We start from the raw sequence: 15,177 nt of genomic DNA, 5'->3' as shown, positions 1-15,177 counted from the left end.
TTAAATTGCCTCAAAAATTTCTTTAATATGTATTCCCAAATCCTCGATCATATTTCCAGAGATATATCGTTAACCCCATCTGAAAAAGAGGAATTCACGGGGATACTTTCAGAAAAGAAAATTTTAAAAAAAGAATTACTAATCCTACCCGGAGACAAGGTGAATTCAGAATATTATGTAGTGAAAGGCTGTCTTAAGGCATACTACCGGGATCATACGGGCGAAGATCACATCATCCAGTTTGCTATTGAAGACTGGTGGATAAGCGATTTTGAAGCCTTTTTCCAGGAAAACCCCGCCGAGCTCTATGTAGAGGCCATAGAAGATTCGGTGCTACTCAAATTAGACAAGGCGGCCCTGGAATTACTTTACCGGCGCATCCCAAAGTTTGAACGTTTCTTCCGGTTAAAGATTACCAATGCTTTTGTGGCTTTGAGAACCCGCATCCTCTCTTCCCTTCAAAAAACCGGAAAAGAACGCTATCTGGAATTCTGTAGAACCTATCCACAGATCGAAAAACGCGTGCCTAACTATCATATTGCAAATTACCTTGGCCTCAAACCCGAAAGCCTGAGCCGGATTCGAAAAGAATTGACATAGCTTAACATTTTTTAACCTACCAGCTTAACATACATCAAGCATTAGTAGAACATGTAAGCCTTACCTTTGTCCATCAGTAAAATGAACGGAATTTTTCTTTCATTCTGCTAAAGCTGTGAAAATGAAAATTTTAATTTAAAAGTCACATAATGAGCAAGAAACAAGCTTTATTACAATCTTATAATTTAAACGGACTGGCTTTACCAAACCGTGTTGTTATGGCGCCCATGACCAGAAGCCGGGCTGCTAACCCCCAAAACAAAGCTACAGGGGAACTCCAGGGAGAATATTACAAACAAAGGGCCAGCGCCGGACTTATTATTGCTGAGGGCTCACAGGTTTCAAAACGCGCGGTGGGCTACGTGAATACTCCCGGGATTTATTCCAAAGAACAGGTTGAAGGCTGGAAAGAAGTTACCGAAAAAGTTCACGAAGCCAATGGAAGAATATTTCTTCAGTTATGGCATGTGGGTAGGATGTCTCACCCCGACTTCCATAACGGAGAATTACCTCTGGCACCTTCAGCAATAAATCCCAACGACAAATCTTTTACTCCTGAAGGTTTTAAAGATACCGTTACGCCAAAGGAAATGAGTATCGAGGAGATCAAAGAAACTGTGCAGGATTTCAAAAATGCTGCAAAAAATGCAATGGAAGCTAACTTTGATGGAATAGAAATTCACTCGTCCAATGGTTACCTTTTTCACCAGTTCTTTAACGCGACTTCAAACCACCGCACCGATGAATACGGCGGAAGCACTGAGAATAGAGCGAAAATTCTTTTTGAAGTGATCGATGCGATAAAAGAGGTGATGCCTGAAAATAAAATAGGTCTTCGTCTTAATCCATCCCTAAACGGAATTTTTGGGATGACTATGGATGAGGAAACCATTCCTACCTTCGATTATATCATCAAAAAACTAAATGAATACGACCTGGCTTACCTTCATTTATCTGAGCCATTCAATGATGTTTCAGACATTCCTTATGCTGAAACTGAGATAGCTAAACGCTATCGAAAGATTTATAAAGGCACGATTATCATCAATGCCGGCTTTGACCAGGAAAGTGGAAATAAGGTAATTGAAGAAGGAAATGCCGATCTTGTAGCATTCGGAAAACCATTCATTTCAAATCCGGATCTTGTGGAACGTTTCGAACAAAATGTTGAATTAAGCGAATACGACCAGGAAACTTTCTATACTCCGGGAAAGGAAGGTTATCTGGATTATGAAGCAAAAACAGAAAGAGCTGAAGCTTTAAAATAAACTGAGAACCTTTTTTTAAATGAAAAAATCCCGCGATCTGCGGGATTTTTTGTTTCCTGTTCTTATTTCTAAACAGTAGTTTATAGATCAAATTTAATTCCCTGGGCCAATGGCAGCTCGGTTGTATAATTGATTGTATTGGTTTGGCGTCTCATATAAATCTTCCAGGCATCAGATCCACTCTCGCGGCCTCCACCGGTATCTTTTTCACCACCAAAAGCTCCACCAATTTCAGCTCCTGAAGTTCCAATATTCACATTGGCAATTCCACAATCTGAACCTTCAACAGAAAGGAATCTTTCGGCTTCTCTCAGATTGTTGGTCATAATTGCTGAAGAAAGTCCTTGCACCACACCATTTTGGAGTTCAAGGGCATTCATTACATCCCCTGAATATTTCATAATATAAAGCACCGGTGCAAAAGTTTCATGCTGTACGATTTCAAAGTGATTTTCTGCTTCGGCGATAGCCGGTTTAACATAGCAACCACTTTCATAACCTTCACCTTCCAGCACTCCGCCTTCTACAAGAATTTTCCCACCTTCTTCTACAACTTTATCGAGGGCGTGTTGATAATTTTTCACCGCATCTTTATCGATAAGTGGCCCCACATGATTGTTCTCATCCAGTGGATTCCCGATTCTCAGCTGTTTGTAAGCATCTACAATGGCACCTTTCACCTTATCATAGATAGATTCGTGAATGATAAGCCTTCGGGTAGAAGTACATCGCTGTCCACAGGTTCCAACCGCCCCAAATACAGCACCGATAACCGTATTTTTAATATCTGCATCAGGAGTTACGATAATAGCGTTGTTCCCTCCTAATTCAAGGAGTGATTTTCCAAGTCTTGCGGCAACGGCCTGAGCAACAATTTTCCCCATTCTTATGGATCCGGTTGCTGAAATTAAAGGTACGCGTTTATCATTGGTCATCATTTCTCCTACACGGTAGTCGCCGGTGATCAAGGATGAAATTCCAGCAGGCACATTGTTTTCTTCAAAAACTCTGGCTGCTATATTCTGGCAGGCCACAGAAGTAAGCGGAGTCTTCTCTGATCCTTTCCAAATACAAGCATCACCACAAACCCAGGCCAAAGCCGTATTCCAGGACCATACGGCTACCGGAAAATTAAAGGCTGATATTATTCCCACTACACCAAGCGGGTGATATTGTTCATACATTCTATGTCCCGGACGCTCTGAATGCATGGTAAGGCCGTGCAACTGCCGGGAAAGTCCTACTGCAAAATCACAGATATCAATCATTTCCTGCACTTCTCCAAGACCTTCCTGGTATGATTTACCCATTTCATAGGAAACCAGTCTTCCGAGAGGTTCTTTGAGGCGACGAAGTTCATCGTTAAATTGTCTTACCACTTCCCCGCGCTGTGGTGCAGGCCAGGTTCTCCATTCTTTAAAACCTTTTGTAGCAGTTTCTATTACTTTTTCATAATCTTCCTTAGTGGTCGCTTTCACTTTACCAATAATCGCTCCGTCTACAGGAGAGTAAGATTCAATAATCTCTCCATTACTAAAAAAGTCGGTACCGGTTGAAGTACCGTTATTAGTTTCGTTTAAGCCTAATTCCTTCATGGCATCCTTAATGCCAAATTTTTCTGCTATTTCACTCATTAATCTTGTGTTTTTATCTGTTCTTTTGTGTGTTGTTTGCGAAAATAATAAAAATAAAGCGCTAATCCTCATCAGATGTAAAACGCTTATCCACCGGCATTACTTCCCCACATTTATTGCATGTTCTTAAATCCTTGCTTCCGTAGAAATGTTTGAAATGCTTTAAAAAATCGGTTTCAATATCGTTAAGCTGAAAATAAACTTCATATAATTTATTATTGCAGTTATCACAAAACCAAAGTAATCCGTCCTTTGCATCGGGGTCGGTTCTTTTGCGTTCTACTACCAAACCTATGCTGTTTTCATGTCTTTCAGGAGAGTGTGGTATTTTTCCGGGGTGCAAATACATATCGCCCGGACCTAGCTTCATTGTTTTCTTTTTTCCGTTTTCCTGGATATGCACCTCTATCTCCCCTTCAAGCTGGTAAAACAATTCCTCGGTTTCATTATAATGATAATCCTTGCGAGCATTCGGCCCCGCTACCACCATTACGATATAATCTTCAGATTCCCGGTAAAGGTTTCGGTTGCCAACAGGCGGCTTCAGGCTTTCCCGATTCTGTTCAATCCATTTATTCAGATTAAAAGGTTTATTTACAGCCATAATTTAGTTTTTTGCAAGCTTAAAATTACACATTCTACCTCACAAAGCCGGCCGATTAGTTTCTTTTTTAAGATAAACAGATTTCCATTTTGGTTTGAAACCAACAGGCTTGACTGATCTTCTACTGGCGGACTGACTCAAAATTTCTTATCTTCGGAATAAAATAACCAACAACGATGAAAAAAATATTTCTACTACTCAGTTTAAGCCTGTTTTTTGCCTGTAATTCATCAGAAGAAAAGCAACTACCAGAAGAAGTTTCTGAAGAAGAACTAAGCAGCATCCCCGATAATTTCGGAATTGTAATTCACGGTGGTGCCGGAACCATTGTTAAAAAAAACATGACCGATTCCCTGGAAAAGGCATATAAAGACAAATTGGAGGAAGCCATAAGGGTGGGACACGAGATTCTTGCCAATGGCGGCACAGCGATGGAAGCCGTACAGCGCACCATAAATATTATGGAAGATTCCCCTCTTTTTAATGCCGGAAAAGGAGCCGTTTTCACCAATGCTGAAACAAACGAACTTGATGCCTCAATTATGGATGGAAAAACGCTGAATGCAGGGGCTGTAGCCGGAGTGACCACGGTTAAAAATCCGATAAACCTTGCCTGGGAAGTAATGGAAAACTCAGAACACGTAATGATGGCGGGAAAGGGCGCCGAGCTTTTTGCGGAAGAACGCGGGGTGGAAATTGTAGATCCTGAGTATTTTTATACAGAAAACCGATTTCAAAGCCTTCAGCGCTTAAAGAACATGGACACTGAAGAAACCGAGCTTGACCACGACCAAAGCGCGGCATTTGTTGATCCCTTTATCAAGGATTCAAAATATGGTACAGTAGGTTGCGTAGCCCTCGATAAGGACGGAAATCTCGCTGCCGGAACCTCTACCGGAGGTATGACCAACAAAAAGTGGGGGCGTATTGGAGATGCTCCTATAATTGGTGCAGGAACTTATGCCAATAATAAAACATGTGCTGTTTCTGCTACAGGTTGGGGTGAGTTTTTTATTCGTGGAGTGGTCGCTCATGATATTTCGGCCTTGATGGCATATAAAAGATTAAGCCTTGAGGATGCCGCAGACGAAGTGATCCAGAATAAAATTCCAGACCTTGGAGGAAATGGCGGAATTATCGCAATAGACTTCCAGGGAAATGTTGCTATGGAATTTAATACTGCCGGAATGTACAGAGCACATATGAACAAAGACGGTGATTTGGAAATCGGTATCTACGGCGAAGAATAACAATATTCAGAATTAAAAATTCAAGGAAGCCTCATTTATGTTAATGGGGCTTTTTAATGAAAAATACGTGGAGGAGAATATAATACCATTTTAGATTAGCTCTGGTTTCCCCAAACTAATTATAGTTTTGCAAGCTTAAAATCACTGGAAAACAGTTTCCATCTTTACTGGGACAAGGGCGTATAATCAATTGCCTTTGACCTATTTAAGAGCAAGAGATCAATACTCCATTACATACAGGAGTGCCATCCCGACTCTAGTTCTTGGTTAACCAGCGCGAAAAATTCCTGGCTATTTTTAAACAGAAGTTATGTTTCAGCAAAGAATCCGACTAAGCTAAAAAATTTTTAAATTTATAGGAAAACAGAACTATGAAAAGCAATTTCAATGATATTATAAATGGTGACAAACCGGTATTGGTAGATTTTTTTGCTGATTGGTGTGGCCCCTGTAAAATGCTGGGACCGATACTAAAAGACGTGAAATCTGAACTGGGAGACCAGGTGAAAATTGTAAAAATAGATGTAGATCGCAATCAGGAACTCGCTGCCAAATACCAGGTTAGGGGTGTGCCCACTATGATACTTTATAAAAACGGGAAGCAACTCTGGCGTCAATCAGGCGTATTACAAAAACATCAACTTACCGAAGTTATCAAATCACATTCGTAAAAACCATCCCGGGATTTAAAATCCCGGGTTTTTATACATTCTATCTTAATTAACTTCCTGTATTACACGTAACAAAGGTTACTGTTAGAAGGTCACTCCAGCAGTAATTTTGCAACATAATTAAGTATTAATAACACGAGATAATTTAATTGCCTTTTACCCTGGATATTTACCAGAAAAAACATGAAAGTATGATGAAAAATTACCCTATATCCTTCGGCATTAATAAGCAAAAGTTATTAAAAAAGACATTACGCCAACTTATGTTTTGGGGAATAGCTTACTCACTTTTATTCTTCACTATACATCTACATACCATATCAATTTTTGAAACCTTTTTCGCAGACCTGGAAAACTCTACAGCGACACTGCCTCTTATTGTCATGTTTTCGGTTTTGCTCTTTAGTCCTTTGTTAGGTTTAATTGATATAATTCTGGAAGAAGATAAATTCAGAAATTATTCTCTTGGCCTGAATGTGCTAACTGCCGGCGCCCTATACACGATATTGTTAATGGGAGCAATTAGCCTGATAAGGTTATATTTATTGAGCTATGGAAAAAGTTTTTTACTAAATGAAATGAGCTTAAACCTTCTTACTCAACATTGGAGTAATTATTTTATGATTTTAAGTATCCATACCGGATTTATGAGTCTCATTATCGGATTTGTAAACCAGTTAAGTAAGAGGTTTGGCCCCGGAATGCTTCTTCCGCTTTTTTCAGGGAAATATAAGTATCCAAGAGAAGAAGAACGCATATTTATGTTTTTGGATCTTAGTTGTTCCACAAAACTTGCAGAGCAACTTGGACATATTAAATACTCTGCCCTAATTAAAGATAGTTTTTTGGATATTGATAAAATGGTTAAGAAATACAATGCTGAAATATACCAGTATGTGGGGGATGAAGTTGTACTTAGCTGGCCCCTGGAAAAAGCTAAAAATCTGGAATATATAGATTTCTTTTATGGAGTAGATCAGCTTTTCAGGGAAAAAGAAGCCTACTATAAAAGCAATTACAGCATTGTACCAATTTTTAAAGCCGGGGTTCACCTTGGAAAAGTTACGGCGGTAGAAGTAGGAGATCTCAAAAAGGATATCGCCTATCACGGAGACACTCTCAATGTAGCAGCAAGATTAGAAGGTTTATGCAAAATTCATTCTCAGCCTCTTTTAATTTCTGAAGCTGTTTATAACCTGGTTAATATTGAGAGTAAATATTATTCTACTTCCCTGGGACCACAATATTTAAAAGGTAGAAGTAATCCCGTAGAGGTATATAGCATTACCAAGACCTTAAGGAAAGTAGTCGCTGCTTAACCAAAACCCCATGATGATTTGATTTCATTAATAAGAAACTTATTAACTCTTATAGTTTTACTTTTTATCTCTATAAATTCCATTGGACAGGAAGCCGATGTAAATGACCAAAAAGATAGGCTCCCCAGTACCTGGGAGCTTCTTAAGTACGACGGAGCCAGTGCATTTGGAGGAATGAAATATACCTATTCCCGTCCATTACAATGGAAAAAAGACGATTTTATCACAGCCGGAGCAATTGTTGCAGGAACTGCTGCCCTGTATATATTTGATGAAGAAACCAGCGATTATTTTATTGAGCAGGACCATGAAATGCCACAATTAATTAAAGATATAGGCTGGTATTATGGAAGCCCCCAAAACAACTATGCTATAAACGGGGCGGTTTATCTCTATGGACTTTTTACCAAAAATGAAAAGGTGAGAAAAACAGGGGTATTGCTCATCTCTGCTGCTTCTACTGCAGGATTAATACAAACAATTACCAAGACTGCCGTTGGCCGTGCAAGACCATCAACAGGAGAAGGAAAAGCCAGTTTTGACCCATTCAGAGGAATTGGACCTTATCATTCATTTCCTTCGGGACACACTATCCTCTCCTTTACAACAGCCTATGCTATTGGAAAACAATTTGACAATCCTTTTGTTAAAGCGGGAATCTATGGGTTAGGAATGATCGCCCCGGTATCAAGACTTTGGGCTGGTGCACACTGGCTTACAGATGTAGGATTGAGCCTGGCTATAAGCGTTCTGGTAGTTGACAGTATTGATAATTATTTAAACGAAGAACGTCTCTATGGCCCGGAGGAAAAAAACAAGATAAGCTGGGAATTTAATGTTGGGTTGGGTAGAGTTGGTCTAACCGGAACTTTTTAATTAAGGGAGTTTCCCTCCTGTGACTGTCTATCCGGAATAGGCCAGGTTTTCAACTTTTTTCAGAAAAACCAGGTAATACTATGGCAAACAACAAGTGGTTTCTCCTTCCGCATACCTGAATTCCTGAAAAGCTTCACAGTAACTTCTTCTGGTTACGGAATACCGCGATCCTATTCAGGAATTTCCTTAGGAAAAAAATAAAACCGAACGACGAACTAAGTTATTTTTCCCTCTTAAGCTTTACCAGTTTTTAAATGGATTTTTACTCAATTGAGAATTGTAATACTTAAGTTCCCCCGTTATTTCTTTCCCTAACCAAATGGGTTTTTGAAAAGTATCTTTTTCATCTTTAAGCTCAATTTCTGCTATAACCAGACCCTGGTTTTCACCATAAAACTCATCCACTTCAAAGATAAAATCTCCGGCTTTAATAAGATATCTAGTTTTATCTATAATTCCCGGTTTACAAAGTCTAAAGAGTTCCCCGGCTTCATTTTTATCGATTTCTTTTTCCCATTCAAACCGGCTTAACCCATTCTCTTTAGATTTTCCTTTTATTGTAAGATAAGCGGTTTCATTGGTAATCCTGAGCCTTACGGTCCGCTCTGGATCGGTACTTAGAAATCCCTGTTTAATCGCGATTTTTTTAAAAGCCTGCTTTTTATACTTTTCAGATTTTACAAGGAATTTCCTTTCAATTTCAATCATGGTCTTTAGCTAATTTCTTTATCTCATCAGATTCTATCCTTATCTTTTCGTAACCATCTACGGCTACTTTCTGCATGGCTTTGGCTATAGAATCGGGATGAATGCTCTGATATTTTTTAAGCGGACCGAACATAACAAAATTAGCCGCTTTCATCAATTGTTTTGAGATAAATTCTAATGGCCGCTTCTCTTGTCTTTCTCCTCCTATTAATGACGGTTGGAAGATAAAAGTATTCCTTATCTCCTGCTGAAGTACTGCCTTTTCCATTTCCCCTTTAGTTTGGTTATAGAAGAATCTGCTTTTTGGATCGGCACCCAGGGCAGAAATCACCAGGAAATTTTCGATTTTATTTTCTGCACAAAGTTTGGCAGCGGTTACCGGAATCCCGTAATCCACCTTACGGTAGATTTCTTTATTTGGGGTTTTATTCTGTGTAGTCCCAATGCAACAAAAAACCACATCGGCTTTAAACTTATCCCGATGCCTGCCGAGTTCAAAAAGGTCTATAAGGTGCTCTTCAATTTTAGAACTCCTTATTGCCGTAGCGCTTCTGGAAAAAAGAATGATCTTACCATATCTTTTATCGGGAATCAATCTTTTTAGCAGATAACTGCCCGTAAGCCCGGTAGCGCCTAAAATGATTGCTGTTTTTGACATTTAGTGAGTTTTAAAGTCTTTTAAAGATACAGATTAATTATTTCTGTTAAAAAGAAAAACCTGAGCTGCAATCAAAACCTTTATCAGGGCTTGTAACCATGCAAAGTGAAGTTTCATTAAATTTACATCGTGGAAAAGGAGTTGATGCAAAGAAAGATTATCCATATTGACATGGATGCGTTTTATGCCTCTGTAGAGCAGTTAGATAATCCCGATTTAAAGGGAAAAGCCATAGCTGTTGGCGGAAGTTCCCAACGAGGTGTCGTAGCGGCTGCAAGTTATGAAGCCCGAAAATATGGTGTAAAAAGCGCTATGAGCAGCGTAATGGCCAAACGCAATTGTCCGCATTTAATTTTTGTAAAACCCCGATTTGAACGTTACAAGGAAATCTCCCAGCGCATAAGAGAAATTTTTTTTGAATATACAGATTTGGTGGAACCACTTTCGCTGGATGAAGCTTACCTGGATGTAACCGAAAATAAAAAGGGCAATCCCAGTGCGACGCTTATAGCAAGGGAGATCAGGAAGAAAATCAAGGAGAAAACCGGCTTGAATGCTTCTGCGGGGATATCCATCAACAAATTTATCGCGAAAATTGCCAGCGATTTCAATAAACCCAACGGACAAAAAACGGTAAACCCCGAAGAGGTTGAAGAATTTTTAGAGGTACTGGATATTCGTAAATTTCACGGCGTGGGAAAAGTCACTGCCGAAAAAATGTACCTGCTTGGAATTTTTACCGGCAAGGATCTAAAAACCAAAAGTCTCGAATATTTATCTGAAAAATTTGGAAAAAGCGGAGCTCATTATTTTAATGTGGTTCGAGGTATTCACCTTAGTGAAGTTAAACCCAACCGGATAAGAAAATCACTTGGAGCGGAACGTACTTTTAATGAAAATATCTCTTCGGAAATTTTTATGCTGGAAAGGCTGGAAAACATCGCGGAAGAAATAGAACGCCGACTGACAAAAAGCAAGGTAGCAGGAAAAACGGTAACTCTGAAAATAAAATACAGCGATTTCAGCTTGCAAACCAGAAGCAAAACTATCTCCTATTACATCTCCAGTAAAGACCTGATTCTGGAACTTGCCAAAGACTTGTTATATCAGGAGAAAATGAAAAATTCGGTGCGGCTTTTGGGAATTTCCCTTTCGAATTTAAACACCGATAAGAACAATAAACCTTCTGAAGTAAAAAAAGAAGTGGAGGTCCAGCTTAAGTTTGAATTTTAAATAAAAAAAAACCACCATTTCAGAGAAATAGGTGGCTTTTCAGTACAAATTATCCCGATTATTTTATTTCAGAAACCCTAAGTGTATTCACCATCCCTTTATCTGAGATAGGCATCGCAGCCAGATTAATGGTATAATCTCCATGTTGCACAAAGCCTTGTTCTTTGGCGATTCTGTTCACATCATCAATGGTTTCATCGGTACTTACGAATTTTTCGTAATTAAAAGCCTTTACCCCCCACAATAAACTTAGTTGGGAAAGAATTCTGGTGTTTGAAGTAAACACCAATATATGCGATTCCGGTCTCCAGGAAGAAATCTGGAATGCAGTATAACCACTATTGGTAAGTGTACATATGGCCTTGGCTTTAATCTCATTGGCCATATGTGCAGCGTGATAACATACAGATTTTGTGATATATCGTTTGGTGCGAATATGCGGTGGATCGTGCGGAACTTTAATAAGCGGTGAATTCTCTACGCTCTCCAGGATCTGGGTCATTTTTTCAATAACCTGCACCGGGTATTGCCCTACAGAAGTTTCTCCACTAAGCATCACTGCATCAGCTCCATCCATCACAGAGTTTGCTACATCGTTTACCTCTGCCCTTGTTGGGGTAAGGCTGGTAATCATGGTCTCCATCATCTGGGTGGCAATAATTACCGGGATTCTGGCTTTTTTGGCGGTTAGCACTAATTTCTTCTGAATAAGGGGAACTTCCTGCGCAGGAATTTCTACTCCCAGGTCCCCCCGTGCTACCATCAATCCGTCGCAATAGGCAACGATCTTTTCGATATTGGCAACACCTTCAGGTTTTTCGATTTTCGCAATGATTGGAATTTTATATTCGCTATGTTCCTTAATAAGATTCTGAAGTTCAATCAAATCCTCGGCGTGACGCACAAAAGATAGAGCCATCCAGTCTACCTGCATTTCACAGGCAAATTTAGCATCCTCAACATCCTTTTCGGTTAAAGCCGGAAGGGAAATATTGGTGTTGGGAAGGTTTACACCTTTTTTAGATCTTAAAGGTCCCCCCTGGATAACTTTTGTTACTACTTCATCTTTTTTGTTGGTTGAAACCACTTCAAAGATTAGTTTCCCATCATCAAGAAGAATACGCTCTCCGGCCTGTACATCGCTAGGAAAAGTATCATAATTCATATAGACACGTTGTGCCGTCCCTTTAAATTCCTTTCCGGTAGCGAATGTTATCTCGTCTCCATCAGAAACCACAACTTCATCCTTCATTACTCCAACCCTGAGTTTGGGACCCTGTAAATCGGCAAGTATTGCGGCGTTATAGCCTTTTTCTTTATTAAGTTCCCGAATCATGTTGATACGTTCCTTAACATCACTATAATCGGCGTGAGAAAAATTAATTCTGAACACGTCTACTCCAGCCTGGAGCATTTTATTTAGGGTTTCTTTAGAACTTGTTGCTGGTCCTAAGGTAGCAACGATCTTTGTTTTCTTATTTGTTGGCATTACTCAAAAATTAAATTTTGTCTAGATTTTAATTGCTCGACATCAATTCTATGCACCGCAATCACTTGTGGGATCTGGCTAATTATATTAACCAGTTTATTAAAATGTTGATCGGGCATATCTTCTTCTATTTTCAGAAAAAAATCTACCTTTTTATATTCGGGAATGAGGTTTAATTCCAGCGGCCTTACTTCGTCTTCTGCAAATAAAGAACCCTTATTCAGGACTTTTAAGGCTTGGCCTTTATATTTATTGGCCACCAGATTATAGCTGTGAAAGTTTGTAGGGTCTTTAAAAGTGAATCTTGAATAGTAGGCCTGAACGCTTTGATGCACAAAATCTACATCTTCTCTTTCTCTCTTTAAACCCAGTTTTAGATGCTTATTAAGCAAAAAAGCCATTCTAAAATCCTCTACGGAACAATAAATAGCAAGGAGCTTAAAGAGGTCTTCTTCAACCTCATCCAACAACATTTTATGCGCCTGCATAAGTCTTCTACTTTCTGGATAAAGATAAAATAAGAATAAGAAAAATGAAGCTTAAAGGGGTAAAAATTTCATAATTTTCTACGAAAACGTTATAGTTTAAGGCGATTCTCTGAAATTATGAAATAATATTTTGAAGTGCATAATATGCCCTTTTTGAAGCTTTCTCTTCAGCTTTCTTTTTTGATGTTGCTCTGGCCTTTGCCACCACCCTGTCATCAATACGGAGTTTTACAGCAAAATGTTTGGTTTCATCCTTTCCCGTATCATCATAAATTTCATAATTGAACTCCTTTTTCTCCTTCTGGCACCATTCGATTAAAAGACTTTTATAACTAATCACTCTCCCTTCCAACTGCTCGATATCTACATAGGGGTCTATAACCCTTTCATAAATAAAACGTTTACAATATTTATATCCCCTATCGAGGTAGATGGCCCCGATTAATGCTTCAAAAAGATTTCCGTGGATATTTACTCCAAATTGATCTACCGGGATATTGGTTTTGACGTGATTGATAAGATCCAGATCTCTACCTAATTCATTAAGGTGCTTTCGGCTAACTACTTTAGAACGCATCTTAGTTAGATAGCCTTCGTTTCCACTGGGTACAGCTTTAAAAAGATGGGAGGCAATAACTGCACTAAGGATGGCGTCGCCAAGAAATTCCAATCTTTCAAAGCTAATCGCGTTCCCTTTCTCGTCTTTAATATTTAAGGAGCGGTGAGTAAAAGCTTTACGGTAATGCGCCAGATTCTTGGGTCTAAAGCCCAGAATTCGGGATAGGACCATAAAAAAATTCCCGTCTTTAGAAGATCGGGAATTTAATATGTTTCGGATAACGCTCATTTTAGAAAATGTTACTCATCCAGTTTTTTAAAAATCACACAGGCATTATGACCACCAAAACCAAAGGTATTGCTCATTACCACCTTAACATCGCGTTTTTGAGCTTTATTAAGGGTTAAGTTTAATTCAGAATCAATATTTTCATCAGCATGTTCATGGTTAATTGTTGGAGGCACAATACCGTATTTCATAGATAATATTGCTGAAATAGCTTCTACGGCTCCGGCAGCTCCTAACAAATGCCCCGTCATTGATTTGGTTGAATTAATATTGATGGTTTTCGCATGTTCACCAAAAACCTTTCCGATAGCTTTAAGTTCGGCTACATCCCCAAGTGGAGTTGAAGTACCGTGTGTGTTTATAGCATCTATATCTTCTGGTTCAAGGCCGGCATTTCTCAAGCAGTTTTCCATTACTGCCACTACCCCATTTCCTTCAGGATGAGGGGCCGTCATATGGTAAGCATCTGAAGAAAGACCGCCGCCTATTACTTCGGCATAGATTTTTGCACCGCGTGCCTTCGCATGTTCATATTCCTCCAGAATCAAAGCTCCAGATCCTTCTCCAAGTACGAAACCGTCCCTGGTAGAGTCAAATGGCCTTGAAGCAGTTTCAGGGTTCTCATTACGAGTAGAAAGTGCATGCATAGCATTAAAACCTCCCATTCCCGCAATCGTCACCGCAGCTTCTGAACCTCCTGAAACGATAACATCGCTATATCCAAGACGAATATTGTTCAATGCATCGATCATAGCGTTGGCAGCAGAAGCACAGGCAGAAACCGTGGTATAATTCGCTCCCATAAATCCGTGACGAATTGAAATATTACCGGGGGCAATATCTGCAATCATCTTAGGAATAAAGAAGGGGTTAAATCTAGGAGAACCGTCTCCTTCAGCGAAATTTATCATTTCATTCTGAAAAGTTTCCAATCCGCCAATTCCGGCCCCCCATATTACACCAACCCGATACTTATCTACAGTATCCAAATCGATGCCGGAATCTTTAATAGCTTCGTCTGAAGCTACAATGGCATATTGGGCAAACCTATCCAGCCTTCTTACTTCCTTTCTGTCGAAATAATCCAGTGGATTAAAGTTTTTGAGTTCACAAGCGAATTTGGTTTTGAATTTTTCGGTATCGAAATAGGTAATGGGAGCACTCCCGCTTTTTCCATTCACCAAGCCATCCCAATATTCTTCAATATTGTTGCCAATGGGGGTTAGGGCTCCAAGGCCCGTGACTACAACTCGCTTTAACTCCATATAGTTCTGTTGGTTTATTTTTTTGCGTCTTCAATATAAGAAATTGCCTGACCTACTGTGGCAATATTCTCAGCCTGGTCATCAGGAATCTGGATATCGAACTCCTTCTCGAATTCCATGATCAACTCCACAGTGTCCAATGAATCAGCACCCAAGTCGTTGGTGAAGCTGGCTTCGTTTACAACTTCGTTCTCGTCAACACCTAACTTGTCAACGATAATCGCTTTTACTCTTGATGCAATGTCTGACATAATATTTTATTTTAAT

Annotated in this window: 16 protein-coding genes; 7 read left to right on the top strand and 9 right to left on the bottom strand. The window is 39.4% G+C overall.

Annotated features, from left to right (window positions below):
- Positions 1–27: 27 nt before the first annotated feature.
- Positions 28–600 (top strand): Crp/Fnr family transcriptional regulator, encoded by a 573-nt coding sequence (locus tag VIM94_RS12270; RefSeq protein ID WP_332039590.1) that lies wholly within the window; start codon positions 28–30, stop codon positions 598–600.
- Between the two features lie 149 nt (positions 601–749).
- The gene (locus VIM94_RS12265; RefSeq protein WP_332039589.1) at positions 750–1,868 is read left to right on the top strand and encodes an alkene reductase; all 1,119 of its coding nucleotides are present in this window, start codon (positions 750–752) and stop codon (positions 1,866–1,868) included.
- 80 nt (positions 1,869–1,948) lie between these two features.
- On the opposite strand, the gene VIM94_RS12260 is transcribed toward VIM94_RS12265, so the two are convergent.
- Together VIM94_RS12260 and VIM94_RS12255 are read right to left on the bottom strand one after the other, a co-directional pair.
- Positions 1,949–3,502 (bottom strand): aldehyde dehydrogenase family protein, encoded by a 1,554-nt coding sequence (locus VIM94_RS12260; protein WP_332039588.1) that lies wholly within the window; start codon positions 3,500–3,502, stop codon positions 1,949–1,951.
- 61 nt (positions 3,503–3,563) lie between these two features.
- Positions 3,564–4,106 carry a 3-hydroxyanthranilate 3,4-dioxygenase gene (locus tag VIM94_RS12255; protein ID WP_332039587.1) on the bottom strand — a complete coding sequence of 181 codons (543 nt, stop codon included), beginning with the start codon at positions 4,104–4,106 and terminating at the stop codon, positions 3,564–3,566.
- Positions 4,107–4,282: 176 nt separating this feature from the next.
- On the opposite strand from VIM94_RS12255, the gene VIM94_RS12250 reads away from it, so the two are divergent.
- The 4 genes from VIM94_RS12250 to VIM94_RS12235 all read left to right on the top strand — a co-directional run bounded on the left by VIM94_RS12250 (position 4,283) and on the right by VIM94_RS12235 (position 8,222).
- A complete protein-coding gene (locus VIM94_RS12250; protein WP_332039586.1) occupies positions 4,283–5,356 on the top strand; it encodes an isoaspartyl peptidase/L-asparaginase in 1,074 nt (357 codons plus the stop codon).
- 371 nt (positions 5,357–5,727) lie between these two features.
- Positions 5,728–6,027 (top strand): thioredoxin, encoded by a 300-nt coding sequence (gene trxA, locus VIM94_RS12245; protein WP_332039585.1) that lies wholly within the window; start codon positions 5,728–5,730, stop codon positions 6,025–6,027.
- A 191-nt stretch (positions 6,028–6,218) separates the two neighbouring features.
- On the top strand, positions 6,219–7,346 hold the full coding sequence (locus VIM94_RS12240) for an adenylate/guanylate cyclase domain-containing protein (protein WP_332039584.1): 1,128 nt from the start codon (positions 6,219–6,221) through the stop codon (positions 7,344–7,346).
- Positions 7,347–7,364: 18 nt separating this feature from the next.
- Positions 7,365–8,222 (top strand): phosphatase PAP2 family protein, encoded by an 858-nt coding sequence (locus tag VIM94_RS12235; protein WP_332039583.1) that lies wholly within the window; start codon positions 7,365–7,367, stop codon positions 8,220–8,222.
- Positions 8,223–8,462: 240 nt separating this feature from the next.
- On the opposite strand, the gene VIM94_RS12230 is transcribed toward VIM94_RS12235, so the two are convergent.
- Both VIM94_RS12230 and VIM94_RS12225 read right to left on the bottom strand, forming a co-directional pair.
- Positions 8,463–8,930: a CYTH domain-containing protein gene (locus tag VIM94_RS12230; RefSeq protein WP_332039582.1), complete on the bottom strand. Its 468-nt coding sequence runs from the start codon at positions 8,928–8,930 to the stop codon at positions 8,463–8,465.
- Complete coding sequence (locus VIM94_RS12225; protein WP_332039581.1) at positions 8,923–9,588, bottom strand: NAD-dependent epimerase/dehydratase family protein; 666 nt, start codon at positions 9,586–9,588, stop codon at positions 8,923–8,925. The genes VIM94_RS12230 and VIM94_RS12225 overlap by 8 nt, the downstream gene beginning before the upstream one ends.
- Before the next feature lie 144 nt (positions 9,589–9,732).
- On the opposite strand from VIM94_RS12225, the gene dinB reads away from it, so the two are divergent.
- The gene (dinB, locus tag VIM94_RS12220; protein WP_332039580.1) at positions 9,733–10,821 is read left to right on the top strand and encodes a DNA polymerase IV; all 1,089 of its coding nucleotides are present in this window, start codon (positions 9,733–9,735) and stop codon (positions 10,819–10,821) included.
- A 58-nt stretch (positions 10,822–10,879) separates the two neighbouring features.
- On the opposite strand, the gene pyk is transcribed toward dinB, so the two are convergent.
- From pyk to VIM94_RS12195, 5 genes are all read right to left on the bottom strand, one after another.
- On the bottom strand, positions 10,880–12,310 hold the full coding sequence (pyk, locus tag VIM94_RS12215) for a pyruvate kinase (protein ID WP_332039579.1): 1,431 nt from the start codon (positions 12,308–12,310) through the stop codon (positions 10,880–10,882).
- Positions 12,310–12,798 carry an IPExxxVDY family protein gene (locus VIM94_RS12210; protein WP_332039578.1) on the bottom strand — a complete coding sequence of 163 codons (489 nt, stop codon included), beginning with the start codon at positions 12,796–12,798 and terminating at the stop codon, positions 12,310–12,312. Before VIM94_RS12210 ends, pyk begins: the two co-directional genes overlap by 1 nt.
- A gap of 115 nt (positions 12,799–12,913) precedes the next feature.
- Positions 12,914–13,645: a ribonuclease III gene (gene rnc / locus VIM94_RS12205; protein WP_332039577.1), complete on the bottom strand. Its 732-nt coding sequence runs from the start codon at positions 13,643–13,645 to the stop codon at positions 12,914–12,916.
- Between the two features lie 11 nt (positions 13,646–13,656).
- Complete coding sequence (gene fabF, locus VIM94_RS12200) at positions 13,657–14,910, bottom strand: beta-ketoacyl-ACP synthase II (RefSeq protein ID WP_332039576.1); 1,254 nt, start codon at positions 14,908–14,910, stop codon at positions 13,657–13,659.
- 14 nt (positions 14,911–14,924) lie between these two features.
- Complete coding sequence (locus VIM94_RS12195) at positions 14,925–15,161, bottom strand: acyl carrier protein (RefSeq protein ID WP_013069791.1); 237 nt, start codon at positions 15,159–15,161, stop codon at positions 14,925–14,927.
- Between the last annotated feature and the right edge of the window lie 16 nt (positions 15,162–15,177).

Source organism: Salegentibacter sp. (assembly GCF_036568425.1).
In the GTDB taxonomy this organism is placed as follows: Bacteria; Bacteroidota; Bacteroidia; order Flavobacteriales; family Flavobacteriaceae; genus Salegentibacter.
The sequence above is the reverse complement of the archived record's forward strand: the minus strand, read 5'-3'. Positions and strand labels throughout refer to the sequence as shown.